This is a genomic window from Methylobacterium sp. 092160098-2, from assembly GCF_028920805.1.
In the GTDB taxonomy this organism is placed as follows: domain Bacteria; phylum Pseudomonadota; class Alphaproteobacteria; order Rhizobiales; family Beijerinckiaceae; genus Methylobacterium; species Methylobacterium fujisawaense.
Window position 1 is genome coordinate 488,453 of the sequence record NZ_JAQPZJ010000001.1, and the last position, 25,610, is coordinate 514,062.

Sequence of the window (25,610 nt, forward strand, 5' to 3'; positions counted from 1 at the left end):
GAATACCAACCCGAACAAAACGGGATCATGATTTCGGGGGTGGCCCAGGATCCTCGCGGCACGCCATTCCTGGCCTGCAGTGTTCGAACCGAGCAGGGACATCGACATGACCTTGGAGGAACCCGTCAGTCAGCCTGACACCGGGGTAGAGGCGGAGCCGCCTACGCCGGCGACGCTTCAGACCCCGGAGCTTCGGTACATCGAGAGGATGAGGATCGGCGTCAGGTTCTGCCTGCTGATCCCTGCCCGATCCCATACCGTCGAACGGGTCACATCCATCCGCATCTCGGCCAAGCGAGATATCGAGATCTACCATCTCGCCGGCGACGAGCGGATCGCCGTCGCACATCGGCGTCTGTCGACGGTGCCACCTGGAGTGACCGGGGTCCTGCTCCAGGAGGACGGGCGCAAGCCGCGCTGGCAATGGCACGTGCGGCTGGCTGAATTCTCAGCCAAGCACCGTGCCGATCCACGAGGATCGGCCCAGGAGATCGAGGGGTCCTGGAAGGACGGCTTTCGTTTCAGGACCGAGACCACCACCGCCCAGGGTGAGGTCGCCGAGGGCGGCCAAGGCTTGCGTCCGCCCCAGGTCGGCGCGCTCCATTCCATCGGCGCACATTGGAGTGTGTTCTCGACAGAGCCGGCCACCGTCGTCATGCCCACGGGAACGGGCAAGACCGAGACGATGCTCTGCGCCGTCGTCAACTATCGACGGGGCCCGACCTTGGTGGCCGTCCCGTCGGACGCGCTTCGCTGGCAGACGGCCAGGAAATTCGAGAACTTCGGCAAGTTGCCGGAACTGGGGCTGGTCGATCCGGATATCCGCAACCCGGTCGTGGGCATCATTACGAAGGAACCCACCCGCAGCGAGGATCTCGACCTGCTCAGGGGCTGCAACGTCGTGGTCGGCGTCATGGCCTCGCTCGCGGGCGCCGCGACCGAGCCCCTTTTTCCCGAGATCGCCGAAGCCGTAGGCACCCTGTTCGTGGACGAGGCGCACCACGTGGCCTCGGATACCTGGAGCGCTTTCCGGAGCCACTTCAGTCGGCACCAGATCGTGCAGTTCACGGCGACGCCCTTCAGGCTCGATGGAAAGCTGGTCGATGGGCGCGTCATCTTCAGTTACCCGCTCGCGGCCGCCCAGCGAGACGGGTACTTCAAGCCGATCAAGTTCGTTTCGGTCTTCCAGATCGACCCGGGCAAGGCCGACGAGGAAATGGCCGACGAAGCCATCGCGGCCCTGAGGGCGGACCTGAAGGCCGGCCTGAACCACCTGCTCATGGCCCGGTGCGCGCGCATCCAACGCGGCGAAGGCCTGCTCGAACTCTATCGACGCCTGGCGCCGGAGACGAACCCGGTCCTGATCCATTCGGAGATGACGGAAATCGAGGTCGCGCAGGCCTTGGATGCCCTTCGGGCGGGCCGCCACCGCATCGTCGTCTGCGTCAACATGCTCGGCGAGGGCTTCGACCTGCCCGAGCTCAAGGTCGCAGTCCTGCACGACCTACACAAAAGCCTGCCGGTCCTCCTGCAGTTCACCGGCCGGTTCACACGTCGCTCCGGCAAGCGCATCGGTAACGCAACCGTGGTCGCGAACATCGCCGATCCGAAGGTGTCTTCGAAGCTGGAGCGCCTCTATAGCGAGAGCGCCGACTGGAACCAGTTGCTGAGCGAAGCCAGCTCGAAGGCGGCGCGCGATCATGCCGAGCTGATCGCCTTCCTGCGGGACTCCACCGCACTCGTGCCGGAGGAGAACGTCGAGGGGCTGAGGATCTCGAAGAACCTGCTGAGGCCGAAGTTCAGCACCATCACATATCTCTGCGACGAGTTCACGCCCAAGACCTTCCACGAGGGCATTCCCGACAAGACCTTCGTCCATGCCGCATGGCAGAACGATGCGGCGTCGCTGGTCTATTTCGTGACGAGGCGGGAGGAGCGGGTCAGATGGACCCGGAGCAAGAAGGTCGCCGACCGCCAATGGGACCTTTTCGTTTTGTTCCATGACGAGGAGGCCGGCCTCCTGCATGTGAACTCCTCCGACAAGAGCAGCTTGCACGAGGGGCTTGCAAGCGCGGTCGGCGCGACCGCGCGGATTGACGGGGAGAAGACCTTCCGCGCCCTGGGCGGCATCAATCGGCTGATCTTCAGCAACATCGGCGTGCGCAAGCACGGTCGCCGGAACATGAGCTTCGCCATGTATACGGGCTCCGACGTGAGGCAGGCGCTCACGCTGACGGAGACGACCGGCGCCACGAAATCGAACCTGGACGGTCGAGGCTGGGAGGGAGGGACCGTCGTCTCGCCTGGCTGTTCGGCGAAGGGGCGGGTCTGGTCCAAGGCTCAAGGCACCATTCCGCAATGGCTGAGATGGTGCCGGCCCATAGGGCGCAAGCTTCTCGATCCCGCGATCAACGTCGACAAGATCCTCCACAACGTCCTCATCCCCACCGAGGTGAAGACTGCGTTCCCGGACGAGCGGGTGCTCTCGGTCGAATGGCCCGCGGAGACATTGAAGACCTCCGACGAACGCATCGTCTTGTGCAAGGACGGGCGACAGGTCCCGATGGCCTATTGCCAATGGGAGCACGAGGCCGAGGCATCCTCGTCGACCCGACTGGCCTTCAGGCTCGTCTCCGCAAGGGGCGAATTCAATGACCGCGTCGAGTTGGTGCTGGACGCGGTTCGGGGCTATCGCTTCGTCGGACCGGAGAACATCCGGCTGCGGCAAGGCAGGCTGGACGTGCCCTTGCCAGATTATCTGTACGACTATCCCCTTGTCGTCCGTTACGTCAGCCTGAAGGAGCTGGAAGGCGACCTTGTCTACCAGCAGACCAGCACGGCTCCGGCACGTATCGAAGACCGCCAGTTGCAGCCGTGGGACTGGACCGACGTCGACATCCACGTCGAGTCTACTTGGAAGGAAGGGGTCGAGAGGCCGCGCTCGGTCCAGTCCCGCATGGCGACCCACTACGTCGACGAGGGCTTCGACATCGTCTTCAATGACGATGACGCCGGAGAGGCGGCGGACCTCATCTGCATGCAGGAGGGCGACGAGACCATTAGGCTCGTCCTGGTTCACTGCAAGTACTCGGGCAAGCCGGACCCTGGCGAGCGGATTAAGGACGTTGTCGAGGTATCGTCGCAGGCGATCCGCTCGGCCTCGTGGCGCGGCGGTTTCGACCGACTTCACAGGCACATGCTCACGCGCTGCAAGATGATCGGCAACGGCAGTCCTTCCCGGTCCCGGTTTATCGCGGGCTCGGCCGCCTCGTTGGCCCAACTCGCGCGCGCCTCAAGGATGAAGCCAATCGCCTTCGAGATCCTCATCGTGCAGCCCGGAGTGCGGCGGTCGAGGCTGACCGACGACCAAGCCGTCGTGCTGGGTTCCGCCGCCGCCTATCTCCGGCAAACCGTCGACGTCGAGCTGGCCGTCGTCTGCTCGGCGTGAAACGGCCCTGCACCGCCACTGGTCTCGACGGCCGTGACGTATGCCGCCGAGCCCAGGCATCGTGCAAACCGACCGCCACGAACACGGCAGTGAGGCTCAAGGGGCTGCCGGAGGACACCGCACGCTAACCGGCTTCGCCTTTGAGCTCCGCTCAGCGCGGGCCCCAAATGACGTTTTGTCACCTTAAATGACTTTACGCTCCATCGACAGGGACGCGGTCGGATCGTCGAGGAACTGAGCCGCCATCTCGACCGCGGCTCGGTATGAGACCGGGGCCGGGATGGCGCGGCTCCATACGATGTGTGCGGCGGCGTTCGGGTCGGTAAGCCGCGCGTTCTTCTTGTTTTCCAAGAAGGCATGCGTCGATGCCCAAAGCTGCACGGTCTCGTCGAGATTCAGGGACTTGTCGGCCCGCCGCTCACCGCGCGTGGACGATGGCCTCGACGATGTCCCCCGTGCCGTAGAGTTTGGCCACGAACAGGCCGTGGTCTGGGACGTCCTCGTCCGCGAGGCGATGCCGGCCCGAGGTCGGGACGAGGCGGATGTCGGGCCACGACGCGTGGACGCGGGCGGCCAGGGTCTTGCCGCACATGGACCCGGGCATGTCGATGTCGGTGAACAGCACGCCGATGTCGTCGCGGCGCTCAAGGATGTCCCAGGCCTCGTCGGCGTCGCGGGCCTCGACCGTCGCGAGGCCGAAGTCCTCCAGCAACTCGACGGCGTACAGGCGCACGAGGGCGTCGTCCTCGACGACGAGGACCAGGGAGGCATCGAGGGCGCGCTTCGCGGACATGAGCCGTCAACGAGGCTCACACCTTGGCCGTCTGAGCCAAACCAAAAGGCCTCCGGGAAACTCGGCGCGGTTCATTCGGATCGCGGGCGATGCGGGATTTGCGTTGGCCGCAAGTGGCCACGAAGGCGTTCGTTCCTTCGTTGCGGGGCTGCTCGATCTTGGTTCGGAGGGGCGGCGTGCGAACGGCGGGCTGCAATCCGCTTTGGGGCCGCTGCACGATTGGCCCGCCAACAGTCGCCACTCCGCAGATCAGTTCGGGCTTCGCGATCTCGTCCGCGAGGTTGCTGCGGCGAACATGCCATTGGGTGCCGACGAGGTGTGCTTATGGGGACCCGTCGGGCCGCGAAAGCTGCACTCGATCCGCTCCGCCTCGCGTGAAACGCACGTGCACTTGGAAACGCGCGAGGGGAGCGCGGGGTCGATGTCGCCGAACGCCTTGGTCGCAACCGGATCGCAGCAGTCTTGCAGCCTGTGCGACTGTCGCGCGTCCCCTTTGACGTGCTGCGTAAGATCCAGGAGCACTTCCTCGCGGTGATCCGAGGCTGTGCCGACGACCTCGTTCGCGATGCACGGCTACGACCGCTGGAGATCGCGCACCTCCTTGAGATACGCCTCGACCCAGAACCGGCCTGGCTCGCCGTGCTGGGCATGTACGGAGGTTTCGCCTGCCGGCTGCCCGAGACACTCCGCATCACGAGACGAGAAAAACAGCCGGTCGGCCATGCACGAGGGGGCGATGTGCCAGCCGACCGGCCAACCGTGCACCCTCGAGAGGGCGGCACGATGCTTGGTGCGCCCGTGTGGGCGCGAAACTCACCTTGCGTGCGCAGCCGATCCCTCGTGTGCGGATCTCTTGGCGGAGATAGCGCCGGTTCGCGGACCCTTCGATGTCCACTCCGGATCAGAGCGCGGACCCCCAGGGCCGTCTGTTGGTCCCTGGAGCTGGCCGGGGACGACGTCGGCCACGCGCTTCCATGACTGCGAGGCGCAAAACACCAGCATGCAGCCTTTCACAGTCAGCGCTGACGGTTGATCGCTCCATACCGTCACGTCGTAGGATTTGCCGTTGTCAGCGTTGTAGATCTTGCCCTCGTAGCGCCCCTCCGCGTTCGGCTTCAAGCCGAGCAACATCTGGTGGCCGAGCTGGGGCCGGGCCTGCCAAGCCGGGTTCGGGTTGTAGCGGTCGACTTTCGATTTGCCGTCCTTGTCGAGCGGCTCACTGCCCCATACGACGAAGCCGCACAGGCGGGAGGCGTCGGACCCGCACCGCTCGGTCCGGACCCGGGCGCGGCCGTCTTCCGTGAACCAGGTGCCGAACGGCTCGGCGGCACGGGCCGCGTTCAACCGGCCGCACGTGACGGTCGCGACGGCGGCCACCAAGGCGACCGCGGCCAAGCGGTATATGGGAGCGGTCATCGGATTCCTTCTGCAAGCTGTTGGACCGTGGCGCTCACGGTGCGGTCGCCGCGTGCCCGGCCGCCTCGTCGCGCGGTCCAACGAACCGTCCGAACACGCGCCCGAGAAGACCGCCCAGGCTGTCCATCAGCAGGAACACGGCCGGCACGAAGACGAGCGACAGCAGGGTCGAGACGATCAGGCCGGCGATGACCGCCACCGCCATCGGTGCGCGGAACTCGCCGCCGACGCCGAACGCCATCGCAGAGGGCACCATGCCGGCGGCCATCGCGATGGTGGTCATCACGATGGGCCGTGCGCGCTTGCGGCCGGCATCGACGATTGCCGTGACCCGGTCGACGCCGCGCCCCATCTCCTCGACCGCGAAGTCGACCAGCATGATGGCGTTCTTGGTCACCAGCCCCATCAGCATCAAGATGCCGATCACCACCGGCATCGAGATCGGCATGTGGAAGACGAGCAGGCCGAGGATAGCGCCGCCGATGGAGAGCGGCAGCGAGAACAGGATGGTCAGCGGCTGGAGGAAGTTGCCGAACAGCAGGACGAGTACCGCGTAGACCATCATGATGCCGGCGCCCATCGCCATCAGGAAGCCGGAGAACACCTCCTGCATGATCTCGGCGTCGCCGGTCTGCCTGATGGTCACGCCCGGGCGCAAATTGCGCGCGGTCGGCGTCTGCATGGCCTCGGCAATGAGCGAGCCGAGGGCTTCCGAGCCCTCCATGTTCGCCTCGACGGCGACGCGCACCGCCCGGTCGTAGCGGTCAATGGCGCCGGGGCCTTGGTCGAGCTCGATGTCGGCCACCACGGCGAGGGGCACGGCGGCCCCGTCCTTGGCCGGCACCTTCAGGTTCTCCAGGCGCGAGACCGCGCCGCGGGCGCTCTCGGGCAGTTGCACCCGGATCGGCACCTGACGGTCGGCGGCGTTGAACTTCGCCAGGTTCAGACCGATGTCGCCGATGGTGCCGACCCGCACGGTCTCGGCGATGGCGTCGGTCGAGACGCCGAGGTCGGCCGCCACGCCCTCCTTCGGCCGGATGCGCACCTCGGTCCGGTTCAGCGGAGCAGTCGACATCACCGCCACGAGGTGCGGGATGGCGGCCATGTCGCGCTGCAGGCGCGCGGCGACTTCGGTGACCACGTCGGCGTCGGGCCCGCTCACCACCAGGGCGAGGTCGCGCTGGCCGCTGTCGCGCAGGGTCCAGGACCGGATGTCGGGCTCCTCGGCCAGCAGGGCTGCGATCTCGGCTTCGACCGTCCACTGGCGCTTGGCGCGCGAGGCCTTCGGCGTAAGGTTGACGGTCAGGGTCGCGAGCCGGGTCTCCTTCTTGCCGCCGACCTGCCGTCCGCCGTCGACGAAGACCGAGGTCACCTCGGGCAGCGCCCGGATGCGCGAGACCACACGGTCGGAGACCGCGACCGTATCGGCGAGCTTCGCGCCCGGCGCCAGCTCGACCATGAACAGGGTACGGGCGTTGTCCTGCTTCGGGATGAAGCCGGAGGGCAGCAGGCCCGTCGACACGATGGAGGCGGCGAACAACGCGAGGCCCGCGAACAGCGTGACGACCCGGTGGCGCACCGACCAGCCGACGAGGCGGCCGTAGGCGCGCATCACTAGGCCCTCGCGCTCCTCGGCATGGCCGTGGTCGCGCAGGAAGTAGGCGGCGAGCATCGGAGTGATCAGGCGCGCAACGAGCAGCGACATGAACACCGAGACCGCGATGGTGAGGCCGAACTGGATGAAGTAGCGGCCTGCGATGCCCGGCATGAACGAGACCGGCGCGAACACCGCGATCAGGGTCGCCGTGATGGCGATGACCGCCAGCCCGATCTCGTCGGCGCCCTCGATGGCGGCCCGGAACGGCGACTTGCCCAGCCGCATATGCCGGACGACGTTCTCGATCTCGACGATGGCGTCGTCGACGAGGATGCCGGTGACCAGCGTAATGGCGAGTAGGCTAATGCCGTTGAGGGTGAAGCCGAGCGCATCCATCGCCCAGAAGGTCGGGAACACCGAGAGCGGCAGCGCGACCGCGGCGATGAGCGTGGCGCGCCAGTCGCGCAGGAACAGCAGCACCACGATGACCGCCAGCAGCGCCCCCTCGATCAGGGTGTGCATGGCGGAATCGTACGAGCCGATGGTGGACGATACGGAGGAGTCGATCAGCTCGAACTGCAGGTCGGGGTAGCTCGCCTGGAACTCGGCAATCTTCCTCTGCACCCCGGCCGCGACCTCGGCGTCGCTCGCGCCAGAGCCGCGCGACACCGCGAAGGCGACCACCGGCTCGCCGTTGAAGCGCGCGAAGGTGCGCGGCTCCTCGATGCCGTCCTCGACCGTGGCGAGGTCGTCGAGCCGGACCTTGCGGCCGCCCGGCAGGACGATGGAGGTGGCCTTGAGGTCGCGCAGGGTGCGCGAGGCGGCGAGCGTGCGAATCGACTGCTCGCGACCGCCGACCTCGCCGCGTCCGCCCGCCATGTCGGCGGAGGTGAGCCGCAATTGACGGTTCACGTCCGCCGCGGTGATGCCGAGCGCCAGCAGACGCTCGGGCTGGAGCACGACCCGCACCTCGCGGGCGACGCCGCCGACGCGCTCGACGCCGCCGACGCCCCTCACGCCCTGGAGCGCCCGGGCGATCTTGTCCTCGACCAGCCAGGACAGGTCGGCCGGCGTCATTGCCGGCGCCTTCACGCCGTAGACGAGGATGGGCAGGCCCGCGATCTCAACGCGGCTGATCACCGGCTCGTCGATGGTGCGCGGAAGGTTGATGCGGATCTTTGAGACCGCGTCCTTCACGTCGTTGACAGCGCGGTCGGTGTTCACCTCCAGCCGGAACTCGACCGTGGTCACGGAGGAGCCCTCGGTGATGGCCGAGGTGATGTGCTTGACGCCCCGGACGCCGGCGATGGAGTCCTCGACCCACTTGGTGACCTGGGTCTGCAGCTCGGCCGGCGCCGCGCCCGACTGGGTGATGGCTACCGAGACGATGGGCACGTCGACGTTGGGCATCTTCGTCACCGCGAGCCCGCGGAAGCTGACGAGGCCGAGCACGACTAGTACCAGGAACAGGACGAGCGGCGCGATGGGGTTGCGGATCGCCCAAGCGGAGACGTTGAGGCGCATCGGACGGCCTTGGCTTCCGTGACGTTGGCTTCGGGGAGCGGGGACGCCGGGGGCTACGGCACGCCGGCTTCGGCGGTGTCCTGCGCGGCGGGCATCGCCGGCATGGCGGCCACCGCCCGCGCGGGCGCCGGGGCTTCGAGCACCGGCCGGACACGGTCGCCGTCGCGCAGGAACGAGCCGGCCCGGGCGACGACGCGCTCGCCCTCATTCAGGCCCGTGCGGATCTCGATCGTGTCCTCGTCGGCGATGCCGATGCGGACGGTGCGGTCCTCGACGCGCTCACCCGTCACGACGAGCACACTGCGGCGCCCGCCGCCGTAGAGCACGGCGGCCTGGGGGACGCTGACGCCGCGGCTGCGGGCGAGCTCGACGGCACCGCGGGCGAAGGTCCCGATGCGCAGGCGCGGGTCGGGGTCGAGCCGCACGCGCACCTTGCCCAGGCGCGTGGCCTTGTCGACCTCGGGGTAGACGGCGCGCACGCGACCGGCGATGCGGCCGCCCTCGCCCATGTCGATCCAGGCCGGGGCGCCCTCGCGCAGCAGGGGCAGCTTGGTCTCGACGACCTCGCCCTCCAACTCGATCTCGCCGCGGGCGATCAGGCGGAACAGCGGCTCGGCCGAGGCCGACGCGGTGATGCCGACCCGGGCGGTACGGCGGCTGACGATTCCGGGCTCCGGGGCGCGGACCTCGGTGCGAGCCAGCCGCAGGGACAGCTCGTCGCGAACGGCACGGGCCTGGGCGAGGTCGGCTTTGGCCATGGCCAGGCCGTTGCGGGCGAAGGCCAGCTTGCCCTCGGACTGGCGCAGGGTGGAGGTCCGGCTCTCCATCACCACCGCCGTGGTGTTGCCGGTCGCCATGAGCGAGCGCGCTCGCTCCAGTCCAAGACGGGCCTCGGTCTCGGCGGCCTCGGCCTGCTCGATGTTGCTCTGGGCCTGAGGCACGGCGGCCTCCGCCTTGGCCACCACCGCGTCCTGCTGGGCGATCTGGCGGTCGATCAGGTCGCGCGACAGGCGCGCCAGCACTTGGCCCTTGGCGACCCGCGCGCCCTCCTCCACCAGCACCTCGGTGACCCGGTAGCCGTCGATCTCGGGCGTCACCAGCACCTCGTCGCGCGGCACGAGGGTGCCAGTCACCGTCACGGTCTCGACGGTCTCTCGCCACATCGCCTCGACCACGCTGACGGCGGGCGCGAGAAGTGGCTTGGCGGCGACGGGAGCCTCGTCGCGGGCCAAGGTAGCCGAGAGGCCGAGCACCAGGAGCGCGGGACCGGCGAGGAAGGCGGCGCGGGTCATCGACGGGTCTCCGGGGGGGCCGCGGCCGCTCGCGGGAGCGAACCGTGCAGGCCGGCTTCGATGAGGGTTTGGAGGTGGGCAACCGCGGCGGCCGAGTCGTGCCCGGGCAGGGTCGCGCGATTGACGACGATGCCCTTCATCAGCGGGTTGACCGCCTCGAACATCGCCGCCGGATCGCAGTCGGGCGAGGCGGCGAGTGCCGTGAACATCCCGCACAGCCACTCGCGGGCCTCAGCTTCGCTGCGGTCGACCAAGGCGGCGATGGCAGGATTCCGGGTCGCCTCGGACCAGAGGTCGAGGCGCAGCACCGCGGCTTCCTGGGTGAGGTCCGTGAAGTAGCGGGCGAGAATGCCGGTCAGGACGGCGCGCTGGTCGCCACCTTGCTCCAGGTCGGCGAGCATGGTCGCGCCACGGGCGCGGTCGCGCTCTGCCATCGCGAGGACGATGTCCTCCTTCGAGGCGAAGTAGCGGTAGAAGTTGCCCTGGCTCATCGCGGCCTCCCGGGCGAGGTCGGCCATGGTGGTGCGGTGGAAGCCGTTCCGGACGAAGCAGGCCTCGGCCGCGGCCAGGATCTGCTCGCGCCGCGCGGCCTGCGCGTCGCGGACCTCGACGACGGTTCCGGTCGCGGCGCTCACGACGTGGAGCCCGCGTCGTGCGGGGCGACCCGGCTCTGGTCCTTGGACGGCAGGACCTCGGCGCAGGCGCGCGATGCCAGACCGAGGCCGGCGCAGGTGCGGGCCTGCCACCCCCCGGGCCCGTTGCCGGTCCAAGCAATCAGTGCCGCCCAACCCAGGAGCACAAAGAGGACGGCGAGCAGGTTGGCCGGACGCGACGCGGCGGCCACGACTGAGCGCAGGAAGCCAAGGGCCTCCTCCGCAGCACTGGTCCGGTTCGTCAGAGCATCAAGTCCGTATGCCATTCGTAAACCCGCTCTTCTACGAAGAAGCAATAGTGAACGTTCATTCTCATGTCAATGAGCGTTCATTCACTGGTGATGACGACGCTCTAGGCACGTCGGGTGCCGTTCCCGAACGCAGCCCGGTCGCGTGTTTGTATGTCGGCGTTCGTTCGGAGTTTGCTCGACGGCCGGAGGCTCTCGACGGCTTTCAGAATGCGCGTTCAACGCCCTTGACGCTCAGACGCGCTCTCGATGCAGCGGGAGCTTCTGATCGCCCGCGAGGCAGCAGGCACCTCTCGAACTCCGCGCGTAACTCGTTTGCGAGACTTCGGCGATTGAGGAAGAGGCCGTATGGCACCGAGCCCGCTCGGATCTCAGGCGCAAACGGTCCGACATCGCTACGGCTTTCTGTCGCGGGCCGCCGAACACGAGATTGTCGATTTTCATCCTGTATGTATCCTGTCGGTTTGCATACATCGTCGTCTGTGATGATACGGTCGCTCCCGCTCGCCCAGCACACGCTGTTTGCCGACCTCTTGCAACAGAGCGCGGACGAGCTGTTCGACCCAGAATTCCCGGAAAACGGCAGCGTCCTCGTCCGGCCCGGCCGAGCAGGCGCGCCGTCCGGCCACGTGTATTATCAAGGCTATCGCCGAGCTGGCGGCGAGGCCGATCGAGGTCAACGCTTTGCTCGCTTCGTCGGACGCTCTGACGACCCAGGTGTCATGGCGTGGGTCGTGCGGTTCCAGCGGATCAAAGCTGTCCGAGCCGAGCGCACAATCACCGTACGTGCGCTGATCGGATCTGGGGTACCGCGACCCGACAGGATCATCGGGCGGGTAATCGAGGCCTTGGCTAGGGCTCGCCTGTTTTCCAACGGCGCGGTCCTCCTCGGCACTGCCGCCTATCAGACCTACGGTGGCGTCCTCGGAGTGCGGCTATCCAGAGCCTTCAGCAGGCCAGCCGAGCACGACGAGGGTCGATCAGCCCGGATTGCGCTGCGCGCGGCAGATCAGATCCCTGACCTCTTCGCCGCGCTTCGCGGCATCGATCCGAGCTTCGCATCCTTCGCCAGCCCGGCGGACGTGGTCGGCACGACGCGCTTTCGGAATGCGAGCCACCTACAGATCCATGTCCATGTCGCGAGCGAACTGGCGATCCTCGTCGACGACGCGGTTCAGTCAATCGTCCTGCACGGTCCGGGGATCCCAGTAAAAGTTCCGGCCCCCGAGCGCTGGGTCGTTAACACACTGCTCGGACAGGGATGGTGCATCAACGGCACAGACGATCCGAACCAAGCGTTTGCCCGGGCAGCCGAACTGATCGAGGCCTTGAGCATGGTCGGACGGGAGCACGCTCTCGCGAGAGCGTTCGACGCGGCTTGGGACTGCGCCTTAAAATGGAACGTAGATCTCCGAGCGAGCGTGCAACACCTCCCCTCGCCCGCACGTACGATCCTCGAAGCGCACGCCGGAATTCGAGAGGCAAGCAGCACCCCGTCAAAGCCGCGCCAGGCCTCTGACGTTTAACACCCGGAGGCGAGATTGAACGGATCGGGTCCAGCCTCGCACAGCCCCGAGGACACACAGACCATTGAGGTGAGCCGAAGGGATCCTTGCCATACAAGGCGATCGGCGTGTGGAAGCCGGCCGTGCTTCGGGGGCGTGCTCGGCCCTGCCGTTAACCACGAGAGGCGCGAAGCACCATCGCGGGCTTCGACGGCCAGGTTGCCGCAGAGAAGATCTTCTCAGGGCGCTGGGCGCCTTCTGTGAGCACGGCTCTCCAATAGGGCCTCCTCGCTCAGTGTAAGGCCGATCGCCCCAGATGCAGTCCGAGTGAATTCGATCCCGGCTTCGCGGAATGTGGCCGCTATCTTCTTCAGTGTTTCTTCCTTCGCGCTGTGGATGCCATGTTCATAATTTATGAGTGAACGGCGCGATAGGCCGATGCGCGCTGCCAAATCATCCTGAGACCAACCCAGCATGGCACGTGCTGCTCTGACCTGCTCGGGCTGAATATTAATCAACGAAGTCTACCAGCAACGCTTGATTATCCACGTTACTGCACAAAATGTGCAATTCGGGCGCGGCCGCATTACATCATTGTTGTCGCCAACAACTGTGGTGCAGACCATGTCGAAAAATCTCCATCTCGATCAACTCGCCAGCCTGCTGGAGCAGACTGGCGATTATCGCGTGCTGCGTCGGCTGACGCCGCGCGCAACCTACGATCAAACTGCTGACCCTGCGGTGGCGCGCGGCGTCTTCCTGGATCTCGAGACTACGGGACTCGATCCCGAGATGCACGAGGTCATCGAAATCGCCCTGGTACCATTCACCTACTCGGCTGACGGCCGGATTCTGAACGTGGAGGAGCCGTACTGTTCGTTTCAAGACCCCTTCATGCCGATCTCGCCGGAGATCACCAAGCTGACCGGCATCACGCCCGAAATGGTCCAGGGCTCGATGATCGATGTGGCCGAAGTCGAGAGGATCATCGCCGACGCATCCTGGATCTGCGCTCATAACAGCCGTTTCGACAGACCCTTCGCCGAACAGATCACGCCCGCCTTCGCGCGGAAGCGATGGGCTTGCTCTCTGACGCAGGTGCCCTGGAAGGAGGAAGGATTCGGCGGAGCTAAGCTCGGTTATCTGCTGGCGGATCTCGGCTTCTTCGCCTCGTTCCACCGCGCGCACGAAGACTGCCTCGCGGCCATCGAAATCCTGTCGCGGCGGTTGCCGAAGTCCGAAACCACCGCCTTCGCCAAGCTCATTGAGGCCGCGGAGGCGCCGGTCTACCGGGTCTGGGCGTCGCTCGCGCCGTTCGAGCGGAAGGACGCGCTCAAAACACGTGGGTATCGCTGGAACGGGGCGCCCAATCCGGGCCGACCGAAGGCTTGGTATCGCGACTTGCCCGAGGATCTCGTCGGCTTGGAGTTCGAGTATCTGCGCCGCGAGATCTATGGCTACGACGCAGATATACTGGTCACTGAGGTCACGCCTTACGACCGCTTCTCGAACCGCATCTGACCTGAATGGGAGGTCCGCATTGGACACCTGCCACAGCTTCCGCACGCTCAGGCGCGAAGGACGAGCGCCGGTGCGCTGCGATGCAGTAACCTTGGTCGTCGACGCGTACACAAACTGGGTTGCCCGAGAGGAACTCAGAAGCTCGGAGGCAAGCCGCGCCGTCTGGCTACGCGGCCCCGGTCGTCCCACCCGCATTGATCGGCTCGCGACGGCTCTCCGCGGGCTCGCGCACGAGGACGCGCGCGACGCGTCGGCGGGCGAACCTCGCTGATCCACCGCCGCGCGGATCCGGAACAGCGCGGGTCGTTGCTGTAACCCTCGCGCTCTCACCAAAGCTCCAACCCAGATCGCGCTGAGACCGACGTCGCCGCGAACGCGGGCGGCGAACGGGACAGGGCGGCTGCACGGATCTCACGATATCACCCGCAGGAGTGGCTCGTCATGTACGCACATATGCGTCTCATTCCGATCCCGGTTATTTCCATCCCAGATCCCAGCAATTCTGCCGATCGGCGATCAATCCCACTGCGAGGCTGGCCGAAGGGCACGACACGATCGAACGCGGGAAGCGGCCGTGCCGTCCCAAACGGCGGCGGAGCGGGCGGTTGCCGCGTCTTCCGGACGGAGGTGTTCGATGCACTCTGGAAAGACGTCGTCGTACCGCGAGCGTCGCTGATGAACAGGCCAATCACGTCCGAGACGCGACGGCGGCTTTGGCTGAACGGGATCAGTCACCTTTGCGCCTCCGATCCCAGGCTCTACAAGTCGACAGCTCACGACCTCGAACGCATCATCGCAATCCTGAGCCCGGTGATCGGCCGGATCGAGGCCGATCTAAAGCCGCCTGGTAATACTTCGGAAACCCATGGACCAAGCCTGGATGGCCGACGGCGTCCGCCAACTGCTGCGACGCTTGCCCGATGGTTGCGGGAAGATCGGAATGGACTCGTACCCGCTCTAGGTCTGTCATCAAAGCTCGACGGCACCGATTCGGCTGAAACCGCTTCCGGCTAATCTTCCTTCGACAACAGCAGCTGCGTCAAACCGGCGCAATCTAGTGGCTGCTAGCCCGACGGCAGCAGGTCTTGCCGTTACTCAACCCCTTCTTGCGTTATCTTCAGCAGTTCTTGCGCGATCTAAGGCCGTTCTTGAGGGTTTTTCAAGTAAAGGCCATGGCCAAGCTAGGTCATTGTCGGGACAAAAGGCGGTTCTGAACGCTCCCGGATCATTGACTCGACGGCAGGGCTGAGTCGTTCTTTGCGGACACCACGAAGGAGATCCCGATGTAGCTTTGTGCCCCACGATCCGCTCCGCTGGAGGGCGCGGTCACCGACCGCGCACCTCCAGGGCTGGCCGCTTCGCACGATCCGCCAACGTTCCAAGGCGTCGGAGCGTGCGCTGTACATGATCACCGCCGCCCAAGGGGCATGCGGTATCGGCTGGCCGAGGACGCTGATCCGGTACGGGTCACCCCGTATCGTCGTCGCCCCAATCGATCCAACCCCCCAGTCCGCTCCTACAACCACATCGGCAAGACCGGTGGGTCGAAGGATGCTGGCTGAACAGCCGAACCTGCACGAGGATTCGCATGGGTTCGTCAGCCTCGCAAGCCCGTCTTGGGCGAGTGAGCCTGCGTCACCTCGACTCCCCCGCAGGTCGATCGGCTCCCCCTCGAATGAGGACGGCGCCCGTCGGGCCTTCAGCCTGACTGAGCGCCGCCTCCAACCGTGACGCGCCGGGCGATGCCGGCGCTGTCCTGGCGCACGAGGTCGGCCCATGCTTCGGAATCGCACCGTATCGTTCGACGATCAGCGGGACTGGCCGCTGCCATTCTCTGAAAGCCTCCCCAGTCTCTCCAGCCGCACGCTGCCACGCCGGTCGCGGGTCTCTGCCATCGGGCAACTCGTCACCACGACAGACCAGCGACGCGTGGTGTTTCAGAGCATGATCGAGTGCCATTCGGCCTTGCACCTGCTGGCCGATCCCGAGGTGGAGACGCTGATCGATCAGCCGCCGGCCATCACCTACACGCGAGGCGGTCGGCAGCATCTGCACACCTTCGACTTCTTGGCCGTTCTGCGCAGCGGCCAGCGCGTCGCCGTGGCCTGCAAGGCCTCGATTCGTGCGGAGTTGAAGGATCTCGCCGGCTTCTACAGGAGCATCGCCCACCAGATCCCACGCAGCTTCGCGGACCGGATCGTCATCTTCACCGAGCTGAGCTTCTCGCAGGCTGACATCTACAACGTCGGCCTGCTGCACGACTGCCGGCGCGACGGTCCGGGATCTTCCGACGCCGCGATCGCCCAGTACGTCGGACGCCTGTACGGGCGAACCACAATCGCCAGTCTCGTCGAAGCGACGGGCCTGGGCGCCGACGCGTTCCGTGCCGCGATCCGCGCGATCGGAGATCGCACGCTGCTGCCAGTCCACGCCGGCCGCTGGGATTACAACACCCGGGTTGCGCCGCCTGTGGGGACGGAGGTTGCCGCGTGACCCAGCTCGAACGGACGATCCCACGCTACGAGCTCGGTCGCTATGACCAGATCATCCTCCCCGACGGTCTGGCCTACACCTGCCCGCGCTCGCTTCCGGATCACTACGTACTGGTGCAGGTGGGCAGCAACCTCGCCCAGGAGATCACCTTTGCCGAATTCGAGGCGTTCCGGCGATCGCCGAAGTTCCAGCACAACCGGGACTACTACAGCCTCGGGCACGTCGAAGCTCGGGCCCGTTCCGGCGTCGCCTCGGTCCTGGACCTGCCGCGGGACGAACTCGCGGTCGTGCTCTTCCGGGAAGCCTGCGTCGAGGATCTAATCGACCTCCACGCCGACGGGCAGACCACCATCGACGATGCCGCGATTCAGAAGGTTCTGGGTGAGATCGAGCGTCGCGTCACCGCACGCGGCCTGTCCGAGCACATCGTGGTCGTCGAGGATCGGCGCGGCGAGGCCCTGGAGCGCAAGGTCGAAAAGCGACGGCGCTATGTGACCACGACGCTGACCTTCAGGTTCCCGAAAGCCCGGACGCTGCGGGAATGGTACCGCGTCTATCAAACCTGCGGCTGTCTCGCGTATGCCCTGCGCGACCGCCTGCGCCATTGCGGCAATCGGGTGCCGCGCAAGAACCCCGACGTGCTCGCGCTGATGCACGAGCACGTCCACAACTACATGTCCGAGACGAGGCCCACGCAGAAGGCCTGCTACAAGGCGTTCTGCCGCGCGCTGGAGAAGTCCGGGTTCAAGCCTCGCGCAGGCGAGGATCCCGAGGCCTACCAAATCTCGTTCACCACATTCTCCGCGGCCGTGCGGGTGCTGCCGAAATTCGAGGTCTGCGTCGCGCGCCGCGGGCTGCCGTTCGCGCTCCGACGCTTCAAGGCGGTGACCCAGACCTTCGGAGCCCACCGGATCGGCGAGCTCGTGCAGATGGACGAATGGCAGGTCTCGCTCATGAGCCTGTGCGTCCGGTCCGGCGCCTGGAAGCTGATGAGCCTCGCCGAACGCAAGCTGGTCCGGCGGGAGCGGCGCTGGCTCGCGGTCGTGCTCGACGTCGCTTCGCGCTGCATCCTCGCGATGCGCCTGAGCCGCACGGTGACCGCGGAGTCGAACCTGCTGACCTTGCGGATGATGCTGAACGACAAGACCGCCGTCGCGCAGGCCGCCGGATGTCGCACCCCGTGGGACTACACGGCGCATCCGCTCACACTCCGTAACGACACCGGGCCGGCCTACGTCTCCGACCGCTTCAAGCTGGCCACCGCCGACTTGAGGATCCTCAACGTCTCGCCGCCGGCTGGAATGCCCGAATTACGCCCGCACATCGAGCGGCTATTCGGCACGATCCGGACGGGCCTGATGGGCTACTTCACCGGCCAGACGTTCGCGAACGTGACCGACAAAGGCGACTACGATGCGGAGGCGCGGGCTAGCCTAACGCTCGATCAGCTCTGCGACCTGATGATCCTCTGGTTCGTCGACGTCTATCACAACATCCCGCACGAAAATCTTGGCGGCAAGACGCCCAGACAGCGCTGGACTGAGCTCGAGGCCCTGTACAAGCGCGGGCCGGTGCCGCCCGGGCCCCACGACCAGCGCGCAATCTTCGGCATCACGGTCCGGCGCACGCTCAACAATCGCGGCATCCGGGTCATGGGCTTGTACTATCTCTCGCCAGCTCTGGTGCGGCACTTCCGCGATCACGAAGAGGTCGAACTCGACGTCCGGATCGATCAAGACGATCTGGGCTGGATCTCCGTACGCATCGGAACGGAGTGGCACCACGCGAAGTGTCGAACGCCTGGCTTTGATGGCGTTTCGGCCGTCGCCTGGCAACGCAGCGTGAAACAGGCCCGCATCGATGCCGGTCCCGGTCAGCACGAGGCGCGGGCGATCGCAGAGGAGGCCCTCGATCGGATACGATCCAGTGCCAACGCGGCCCACGCTCAGGCCGCGCTGACCGGCATCGTCCTCGATCCCAAGAGAGTGGAGCGGATCGAGCGCGGGACCATTCGCACCCTCGAGATCCTCGACGACGAGCACGGGGCGCCGACCGACCTGGAGGATCTCTCCCGCGGCATCCCCGTGACAGGCCCCGCGGAGCCACCGATGAACGACACGCTCGTGCAGCCTGAGCGGACCTCACCGCCCGAGGTGACGGACGAGGACGATCAGGGCCTCTGGCAAGTGCGGAGGCCGACGTGACGGTGCCCAATGCCCTCGCGACGATACGCGCCGGCCTCCGGCCGGCCGACCTCGACGTCGTCGCCACCATGGAACGCGTCAAGGCGACCTACTTCGCGACGCCGACACACGGCGCGGTCGAGAAACAGCTCAACGTCGTCCTGCAGCAGCTGCTCGAGCGCCGTGATCCGGCCCTGCCGGTGGGGCCGGACAACGTCGTCGAGGCGCGCGGCTTCGTCCTCAGCGGGCAGGCCAGGGCCGGCAAAAGCCGGGCACTGAGCGAGGTCTTCCGCGGTCACCCGAGCCTTCCAGGCTACGGAGATGCGAGGGCCGATTGTCCGCTGGTCACGGTCGTCCCCCAGGGCGCCTGCACGCTCGGCCGATTCGGCCAAGACGTCTTCGAGCAACTCGGACTGCCGATCGTCAACATTCCCACCGGCAAGAATTACGAGCTGAAGCTCGCGCACATGATCCGGAATCGACTGAAAATTCGCGGCATCAAAATTCTCCACGTTGACGAGGCGCATCACGTCACGGAGCCGGCGAATAAGACCGAGATCAAGAAGATTATCAACATGTTCAAGTACCTCATGATCTACTTGGATTGGCCGGTTGCAGTCATACTTTCCGGTATTCCGGAGCTGGTGAGCGCGATCCGGAAGGACCCGCAGCTCTCTGGTCGCATGGCGTTCACGGCCGCCACCGGCCTCGTTCCGAAGACGGATTACCGCCGCATCGAGCATGTCGTCGGTGAGCTGGCGAGCGTCGCAGGGTTGTCGATCGCATCCGGAGAGCTCGCAGCTGTCGTACCCCGCCTCATCCATGCCGGGAATCGGCAGCTCGGGCGCAGCATCGAGATCACCTACGATGCGATCCGGTTCGCACTCACCGAACGCCAAGCGGCGATAAGCCTCCACACGTTTGCACGCGCTTACGTCCAATCGCGCGGGGTTGCGCCCGAGCACAACCCATTCGTGGCCCGAGACTGGCGGCTGACCGATCCCTTGTTGGTCCTGGAGAAGCCACCGAAGCAGCGCCTCCTGCGCGCCCAGAAGGTCAAGCGCGCGTCACTCGCAACCGACGACGATTTCGATGAGGAGGATGAGGCGTGAGCGTGCTGTGGCCTCACCTCGCCTTCCAGCCCGGCGAGACACCGGCGAGCTTCATGGGACGCCTCGCCATGCGGCACGGAATCGACGATCCCAAGCTGCTGGGCCAGATGCTCGGGATTGATTTCCGCGCGGTCGCTCAAGGGGAGCTGCGGCACCTCAAGGCCCTCGCTAGGGTCGCCGACGTCGACGCGTCCGGACTGGTGGAGAGCGCGATCCGGTTCGACCGACAGCGTGGCGGGAGCTTTCGGGGCGAGAAGCTCGCCGCATCTGCCCTGCATCGCGGCTACCGCAGGGTTTGCCCGCGCTGTCTCATCGAGGACGCCAAAGCGAGCGAGCTTCCGGCGTCGTGGGCCGCATACGGCAGAACGATCTGGACGCTCGCGGCGATCCGGACGTGCCCGGTTCACCGCCTGCCGCTGGTTGAGGTCGGCCTGCCAGCCGAACGGTCCGTCGTGCACGAATTCACCCGCTGTGTCGCACCGGCGCTCCGCGATCTCGAGCATCTCGCTGTGTCGCATGGTCCGCGTCCGCTGTCCGATTTGGAAACCTACCTCATCCGGCGTCTGGACGGCTTGAGCGGCCAGAGTGCGTGGCTGGATAGTCTGGACTGGCATGTGGCCGCGAAGCTTTGCGAGATCGTCGGCCTCGTCTCGCTGGATGGACGCCGGGCGAAGATCCGTGGCTGTCCCGAAAGCCATTGGCAGGCCGCCGGGCATGCCGGTTTCGCGATTGTCTCCGCGGGACCGGACGGATTGCATGCCTTCATAGACGATCTCTACAGGACCTACCGTCCGCACACGTCGGCGCTGGCCCACGGTCGTAAGCTGTTCGGAACCTTCTACGAATGGTTGACCAGCGCCGGGCGCCGGTCCGACTTCGAGCCGGTGCGCATCCTCGTGCGCCGATCGATCGCACAGATCATGCCCCTCGGCGCCGGCGACAAGATCCTCGGTTCCACGATCGAGGTGCGGACGCTGCACTCGATCCGAACCCTCTCGATCGCTACCGGCCGAGACCCCCGTCGCCTACGGAAGATCCTCTTCGCTGTCGGGCTGGCCGCCGCAGAACAGCACGAAGACTGGGACCATCACATCGTCTTCGACGCCGCCACGGCAGAGCGCGTCGTCGCTGAGTACAGCGACGCCCTGACGCTACCGGACATTGCCACGCTGCTGGGTTGCTCGCTCGTGCAAGCAAAGCGCCTGGCCGCAGCCGGCTTCATCCGACCGATCCCGCTGTTTGCCGACGCGCCCGGGCTCGCACCGGTCTACGCGCGAGCGAGGATCGTCGCGTTTCGCGACGCCCTCCTGAACCATGCCGTACCGGTCGATACGGTCCCCGACCACATGTGTCCGCTCACCGACGCGGCGCGCAGGGCGAACTGTGCCGTCAAGACAATCATCCAGCTCGTCATCCGAGGCGAGCTCCCGACGATCCACCTTGATCGCAGCAAAGCAGGCTACGCCGCGTTGCTCGTCGCTCCGCGGGAGATCGCCGCCGCACTTGAGCAGCCCGATGAGGTCGATCTGCTCAAGCTGCGCCAAGTCGAACAAATCCTTCGTGTCAACGGAAAGGTGATAAGCCGGCTTATCCGCGCACGAGTCATGAAGGCGTGGTCAGGCGTCCGTCCTTCGACGCGACGACGGATCACGCTCGTCGCACGTCGTGACCTGGACGCGTTTCGGAGCCGATACATCTCTGCTTCGGAACTCGCCCGTCTCAACGCGACGAGTTGCCGAGGTATTGTCTGTTACCTCAAGGAATTGGGTATCGAACCCGAGATCAGACGCGCGCAATGCGGCGTGAGCTTCTATCTTCGAGACGCCGTTCTCAACCCAGGTGTGCAGGAACGTGTCACCGGAGTGTTGTGCAAGCGAAGAGACAGTCGGCTCGGCCGAGCGAACACGCAAGGACCTGATCCAGGGCTCCAGGCGACGATCGGCGCTTGAAGTCAGGAGCGGCTCAACGCCTCTATCCGAGCTATCGCGGACCGCCCGTCGCGTGTCGGCGACCCGCGATCTGTCGCATTCGAACACATCTCGCGACCTCACTCGCCCAGTCCAAACACGCGATCCAGACCTGTAGCTCCTGAGAAAGAAGAACGGGCCTGATCGAAGGTGCGAATAGAAGATCCAACTTCGAAATGGTCCAGGAAAGTAGCTGGCCTCTAATTTCATTAATTCGCAGCAGAGCGGATCAAAAGCAATGTTGACTCCACGGCCAGCTCAGTTATCTGTCGAAAAACTTCTGCAGATCAAAGATGCTACTTGCAGATTGCGGCAGGAAATCTTGTGCGAACGGCTGCTGGATCGAGAGATACTGAAACAGCAAGTCGTCGCGAACCGGCTCGGCGTTAGTCAGACCGTCGCCCGTGAAGCTTTCAAGCGGCTGATCGTCGAAGGGTTTGCCAAAATCAATTGGCGTGGGCTGCCGGAGGTCGTGGCCTTGAATCATCTCGAAGTCTGGGAACTAACCACTAGACGCGAACTGATCGAAGAATTCGTTCTAGCGCTATCGATACCGAATATGTCAGGTACGGATTTTATCAAATTTGATACCATCATGAGCCGTGTTGATCTCATGAAACCGGCATCTGTCAACATGGAATATGCAACAGAACTTTATCGAGCGATTTTCGCTCCAGCCCGCAACAACGATGCAATCGGCGAGGTATATAATTTGAGATTAAAATTCGACAAATACTTGAATTACTATTGGAAAAAACCTAGAAACACTAAGTACTTTTTCGACGATTATAAGGTTATACTGGAATTATGCAAGTCTGGTGACGTCAAGTCGTCAAGAAGCGCGCTTGCACAGCACATCAGCAGCTATGGATGTGCCATTATGCTCCAGCTAAGGGAGCAATCCGGTTTTTCGGAGCTTAAATTCATTCCAGAAATCTGATAGATACAACACGTTGAACTATATAAAGGGTGCGGCGCATAACGTGAGCCTTTTGTTGAGATTTGCAATTGCCGTTCTTCGGTTGCATGACATGATATGCCTCAGTTCTCGCCTCGGGCTTGAGGCGGTTGTCGCAGTTTTTCAAAGGAAAAGCCCGGCGAGCACGTAGAACCGAGTCAAGGTCCCATGAATCTCAAACACCGGATGGGAGACTGAAGAGAATTAGTCAGGTTCAGCATCGATAGCAAATGCTGGCATCGACCGACCCTTATACTCGCTGCCAAGCCGCAATATTGCCCCTAGGGCCTTCAACTCGTTTTATCAGGCCCCTCTTGCGAAGCCGACAGAACACCCTCATCATGATGATGCCGGATGAGATGTCTGTAAGAACACGTGCCTGCGCATTCGTAATATCAGAATGTTCCTGAAGGTAGGCCAGCACCAGCTCCTCAGCAGTGGGCCATGTCACAGCAGGCTCATTGAGAGACGCCGGAAAATTCATGGATCTTGCCTCGGAATGTTGCGAGGAAAAATTATTACCTTTGAAGACTAAGGCTGCTGAGATCGGGACGACTGTGCACGTTTCGCACCTTCGAGCGCCCGAAGATGAAGTGCTTGGATACGATGTTGCCGAACTCGTTTCCAAAAAGAGTTGGCAACGCTGACTTGGCCAACGTGTTCGAAGAGTGTGGCTACTTCAGCAACCCCTAACGCTGCCAGTTCATTGAGCACCGCAGCTGGGGCGAGAATATCATCGACGTAAGCCGGCATGCCGCGCACCTCCATTGGCGTTGCGAGACTGCCGTGGCCCGATCAGGGCTACGGCAGCTCAATCTCAGTGGGCGTGCGCGCCCGCCGCCCCAATGCCGGTCTCGGAGCGCACGAACTGCGCCTCGAAGGCCGCGCGCTCGCGCTGAGCGCGCCGGGACTTGTCCATCAGGGACACGACCCAGATCGTCGCGAAGGCCAGCGGCATCGAGAACAGAGCCGGGTTGTCGTAGGGGAAGAGCGGGGCGGGATTGCCCAGCGTCGTGACCCAGACGGCCTTCGACAGCACCACCATGACCACCGCCGCCGTCAGGCCCACGAGGCCGCCGGCGAGTGCCCCCCAAGTCGTGGTACCGCGCCACAGGATCGACATGGCCAGCACCGGGAAGTTGCAGCTCGCCGCCACCGCGAAGGCGAGGCCGACCATGAAGGCGACGTTCTGGTTCTCGAACACGTAGCCGAGGTAAATCGCCACGATGCCGATCACCACCGCCGAGATCTTCGACAGGTTGACCTCGTGCTTCTCGGTGGTGCGCCCACGGGCGATCACCTGGGCGTAGAGGTCGTGGCTGATCGCCGAGGCGCCGGCCAGCGTCAGGCCGGCGACGACCGCGAGGATGGTCGCGAAGGCCACGGCGGAGATGAACCCGAGGAAGTACGGGCCGCCGACCGCGTTGGCGAGGTTGACCGCCACCATGTTGGTGCCGCCGATCATGTCCTTCAGCTTGTCGAAGGCTCCGGCCGGGCCGAGCTTGAAGTAGCTCGGATCGGACATCAGCAAGGCGATGCCGCCGAAGCCGATGATGAAGGTCAGGATGTAGAAGTAGCCGATCAGGCCAGTGGCGTAGAACACCGACTTGCGCGCGGCCTGGGCGTCCGAGACCGTGAAGAACCGCATCAGGATGTGCGGCAGGCCGGCGGTGCCGAACATCAGGCCGACGCCGAGCGAGATCGCCTCGATCGGGTTCGACACGAGGCCGCCCGGCGCCATGATGGCGTCGCCCTTCGGGTGGACCTGCACGGCGCTGGCGAACAGCACCTCCGGGTTGAAGCCGTACTTCAGCAGAACCGCGCCGGCCATGAAGGTCGCGCCGCCCAGGAGCAGGCAGGCCTTGATCACCTGCACCCAGGTGGTCGCCTTCATGCCGCCGAAGGCGACGTAGACGATCATCAGGACGCCGACGATGATCACCGCGTAGAGGTAGGGCAGGCCGAACAGGAGCTGGATCAGCTTCCCCGCGCCGACCATCTGGGCGATCAGGTAGAAGGCCACCACCACCAGCGTGCCCACCGCCGAGATGATGCGGATCGCGGTCTGGTCGAGGCGGAAGCTCGCCACGTCCGCGAAGGTGAACTTGCCGAGGTTGCGCAGGCGCTCGGCGATCAGGAACAGCACGATCGGCCAGCCGACCAGGAAGCCCGTGGAGTAGATCAGCCCGTCGAAGCCCGAGGTGTAGACGAGGCCGGAGATGCCGAGGAACGAGGCCGCCGACATGTAGTCGCCGGCGATCGCCAGCGAGTTCGTGCCGGCCGAGATGCCGCCGCCGGCCGCGTAGAAGTCGGCGGCCGATTTGGTGCCCTTGGCCGCCTTGTAGGTGATGCCGAGCGTCAGCAGCACGAAGAACAGGAACATCAGGATGGCCGGCCAGTTCGTGGCCGATTGCTGCACGGCACCGAGATCCGGACCGGCGGCGTAGGCCGCGCTCGCTGCGATCACGGCGAGCGTCAGGCCGAGGAAGAGGCGGTTCATCGGGCGACGCTCCGCTTCAGGGCGTCGCTCAGCGCGTCGAACCGGGTGTTGGCCCGGGCCACGTAGACGCCCGTGAGCGCGAAGGCGAACAGGATCACGAACACGCCTGCGAACAGTCCGAGGGAGGCCGTGCCGCCGACCTTCACGGCGAGCAGCGACTTGTCGAAGGCGATCAGGCCGATGAAGCCGAAATAGACCACCAGCATCAGGATCGTCAGCGTCCAGGCGAACCGGGTGCGCTCGCCGACGAGCTGCTGGAACATCGGGTCTTGAACGATTGTGGCGTATGCGCTGCCCGCGTTAGCTGGGGGTTGGGGCGTAGGACCGCGCGCTGCGAATGTTCGGCCTGTCATGTCGACCTCTATCAGGGGTTCAGGTCTGATCGGAAGAGGCCCGGCCG

At 65.1% G+C, this 25,610-nt stretch carries 18 protein-coding genes; 8 read left to right on the forward strand and 10 right to left on the reverse strand.

Annotation, left to right across the window (positions count from 1 at the left end; all coding sequences use genetic code 11):
* Positions 1–106 precede the first annotated feature (106 nt).
* Positions 107–3,448, forward strand: coding sequence for a DEAD/DEAH box helicase (locus PQI07_RS02270; protein ID WP_043381003.1), 3,342 nt, complete (start codon positions 107–109; stop codon positions 3,446–3,448).
* A 183-nt stretch (positions 3,449–3,631) separates the two neighbouring features.
* Here PQI07_RS02270 and PQI07_RS02275 read toward each other — a convergent pair whose 3' ends face one another.
* The 7 genes from PQI07_RS02275 to PQI07_RS02305 all read right to left on the reverse strand — a co-directional run bounded on the left by PQI07_RS02275 (position 3,632) and on the right by PQI07_RS02305 (position 10,989).
* Positions 3,632–3,799 carry a hypothetical protein gene (locus tag PQI07_RS02275; RefSeq protein WP_274925974.1) on the reverse strand — a complete coding sequence of 56 codons (168 nt, stop codon included), beginning with the start codon at positions 3,797–3,799 and terminating at the stop codon, positions 3,632–3,634.
* Between the two features lie 67 nt (positions 3,800–3,866).
* On the reverse strand, positions 3,867–4,241 hold the full coding sequence (locus PQI07_RS02280) for a response regulator (RefSeq protein WP_043380939.1): 375 nt from the start codon (positions 4,239–4,241) through the stop codon (positions 3,867–3,869).
* Positions 4,242–5,054: 813 nt separating this feature from the next.
* Positions 5,055–5,657 (reverse strand): DUF2147 domain-containing protein, encoded by a 603-nt coding sequence (locus tag PQI07_RS02285; protein ID WP_043380940.1) that lies wholly within the window; start codon positions 5,655–5,657, stop codon positions 5,055–5,057.
* Positions 5,658–5,691: 34 nt separating this feature from the next.
* Complete coding sequence (locus PQI07_RS02290) at positions 5,692–8,778, reverse strand: efflux RND transporter permease subunit (RefSeq protein WP_043380942.1); 3,087 nt, start codon at positions 8,776–8,778, stop codon at positions 5,692–5,694.
* 53 nt (positions 8,779–8,831) lie between these two features.
* Positions 8,832–10,070, reverse strand: a complete 1,239-nt coding sequence (locus PQI07_RS02295; RefSeq protein ID WP_043380945.1) for an efflux RND transporter periplasmic adaptor subunit — start codon at positions 10,068–10,070, stop codon at positions 8,832–8,834.
* The gene (locus PQI07_RS02300; protein WP_043380947.1) at positions 10,067–10,705 is read right to left on the reverse strand and encodes a TetR/AcrR family transcriptional regulator; all 639 of its coding nucleotides are present in this window, start codon (positions 10,703–10,705) and stop codon (positions 10,067–10,069) included. Before PQI07_RS02300 ends, PQI07_RS02295 begins: the two co-directional genes overlap by 4 nt.
* Positions 10,702–10,989, reverse strand: a complete 288-nt coding sequence (locus tag PQI07_RS02305; protein WP_051975977.1) for a hypothetical protein — start codon at positions 10,987–10,989, stop codon at positions 10,702–10,704. Before PQI07_RS02305 ends, PQI07_RS02300 begins: the two co-directional genes overlap by 4 nt.
* 467 nt (positions 10,990–11,456) lie before the next feature.
* On the opposite strand from PQI07_RS02305, the gene PQI07_RS02310 reads away from it, so the two are divergent.
* The gene (locus PQI07_RS02310; RefSeq protein ID WP_158713270.1) at positions 11,457–12,497 is read left to right on the forward strand and encodes a GSU2403 family nucleotidyltransferase fold protein; all 1,041 of its coding nucleotides are present in this window, start codon (positions 11,457–11,459) and stop codon (positions 12,495–12,497) included.
* Positions 12,498–12,715: 218 nt separating this feature from the next.
* Here the strand turns inward: PQI07_RS02310 and PQI07_RS37835 are convergent, their stop codons facing one another.
* Positions 12,716–12,994, reverse strand: coding sequence for a helix-turn-helix transcriptional regulator (locus PQI07_RS37835; RefSeq protein ID WP_446720936.1), 279 nt, complete (start codon positions 12,992–12,994; stop codon positions 12,716–12,718).
* Between the two features lie 106 nt (positions 12,995–13,100).
* Here PQI07_RS37835 and PQI07_RS02315 point away from each other — a divergent pair, with 106 nt between their 5' ends.
* The 6 genes from PQI07_RS02315 (at position 13,101) to PQI07_RS02340 (ending at position 22,692) form a co-directional block, all read left to right on the forward strand.
* Positions 13,101–13,997, forward strand: coding sequence for a 3'-5' exonuclease (locus tag PQI07_RS02315; protein ID WP_043380952.1), 897 nt, complete (start codon positions 13,101–13,103; stop codon positions 13,995–13,997).
* 1,776 nt (positions 13,998–15,773) lie between these two features.
* On the forward strand, positions 15,774–16,490 hold the full coding sequence (locus PQI07_RS02320) for a hypothetical protein (RefSeq protein ID WP_139239493.1): 717 nt from the start codon (positions 15,774–15,776) through the stop codon (positions 16,488–16,490).
* Complete coding sequence (locus PQI07_RS02325) at positions 16,487–18,694, forward strand: TnsB C-terminal domain-containing protein (RefSeq protein ID WP_043380955.1); 2,208 nt, start codon at positions 16,487–16,489, stop codon at positions 18,692–18,694. Before PQI07_RS02320 ends, PQI07_RS02325 begins: the two co-directional genes overlap by 4 nt.
* Positions 18,691–19,785, forward strand: coding sequence for an ATP-binding protein (locus PQI07_RS02330; RefSeq protein ID WP_051975980.1), 1,095 nt, complete (start codon positions 18,691–18,693; stop codon positions 19,783–19,785). Before PQI07_RS02325 ends, PQI07_RS02330 begins: the two co-directional genes overlap by 4 nt.
* Positions 19,782–21,734, forward strand: coding sequence for a TniQ family protein (locus PQI07_RS02335; RefSeq protein WP_043380957.1), 1,953 nt, complete (start codon positions 19,782–19,784; stop codon positions 21,732–21,734). Before PQI07_RS02330 ends, PQI07_RS02335 begins: the two co-directional genes overlap by 4 nt.
* Positions 21,735–21,990: 256 nt before the next feature.
* Positions 21,991–22,692, forward strand: a complete 702-nt coding sequence (locus PQI07_RS02340) for a GntR family transcriptional regulator (protein ID WP_081948592.1) — start codon at positions 21,991–21,993, stop codon at positions 22,690–22,692.
* A gap of 835 nt (positions 22,693–23,527) precedes the next feature.
* Here PQI07_RS02340 and PQI07_RS02345 read toward each other — a convergent pair.
* Both PQI07_RS02345 and PQI07_RS02350 read right to left on the reverse strand, forming a co-directional pair.
* Positions 23,528–25,210 carry a cation acetate symporter gene (locus PQI07_RS02345; protein WP_091994845.1) on the reverse strand — a complete coding sequence of 561 codons (1,683 nt, stop codon included), beginning with the start codon at positions 25,208–25,210 and terminating at the stop codon, positions 23,528–23,530.
* Positions 25,207–25,563, reverse strand: coding sequence for a DUF485 domain-containing protein (locus PQI07_RS02350; protein ID WP_081948593.1), 357 nt, complete (start codon positions 25,561–25,563; stop codon positions 25,207–25,209). Before PQI07_RS02350 ends, PQI07_RS02345 begins: the two co-directional genes overlap by 4 nt.
* Positions 25,564–25,610 lie beyond the last annotated feature (47 nt).

Excerpts from the sequence above, each read along its gene's own strand:
- PQI07_RS02340 (WP_081948592.1), top strand. The coding sequence starts at position 21,991 with ATGTTGACTCCACGGCCAGCTCAGTTATCTGTCGAAAAACTTCTGCAG.
- PQI07_RS02320 (WP_139239493.1), top strand. The coding sequence starts at position 15,774 with ATGCTTCGGAATCGCACCGTATCGTTCGACGATCAGCGGGACTGGCCG.
- PQI07_RS02350 (WP_081948593.1), bottom strand. The coding sequence starts at position 25,563 with ATGACAGGCCGAACATTCGCAGCGCGCGGTCCTACGCCCCAACCCCCA.
- PQI07_RS02280 (WP_043380939.1), bottom strand. The coding sequence starts at position 4,241 with ATGTCCGCGAAGCGCGCCCTCGATGCCTCCCTGGTCCTCGTCGTCGAG.
- PQI07_RS02285 (WP_043380940.1), bottom strand. The coding sequence starts at position 5,657 with ATGACCGCTCCCATATACCGCTTGGCCGCGGTCGCCTTGGTGGCCGCC.
- PQI07_RS02305 (WP_051975977.1), bottom strand. The coding sequence starts at position 10,989 with ATGGCATACGGACTTGATGCTCTGACGAACCGGACCAGTGCTGCGGAG.
- PQI07_RS02270 (WP_043381003.1), top strand. The coding sequence starts at position 107 with ATGACCTTGGAGGAACCCGTCAGTCAGCCTGACACCGGGGTAGAGGCG.
- PQI07_RS02345 (WP_091994845.1), bottom strand. The coding sequence starts at position 25,210 with ATGAACCGCCTCTTCCTCGGCCTGACGCTCGCCGTGATCGCAGCGAGC.
- PQI07_RS02315 (WP_043380952.1), top strand. The coding sequence starts at position 13,101 with ATGTCGAAAAATCTCCATCTCGATCAACTCGCCAGCCTGCTGGAGCAG.
- PQI07_RS02295 (WP_043380945.1), bottom strand. The coding sequence starts at position 10,070 with ATGACCCGCGCCGCCTTCCTCGCCGGTCCCGCGCTCCTGGTGCTCGGC.
- PQI07_RS02290 (WP_043380942.1), bottom strand. The coding sequence starts at position 8,778 with ATGCGCCTCAACGTCTCCGCTTGGGCGATCCGCAACCCCATCGCGCCG.
- PQI07_RS02310 (WP_158713270.1), top strand. The coding sequence starts at position 11,457 with ATGATACGGTCGCTCCCGCTCGCCCAGCACACGCTGTTTGCCGACCTC.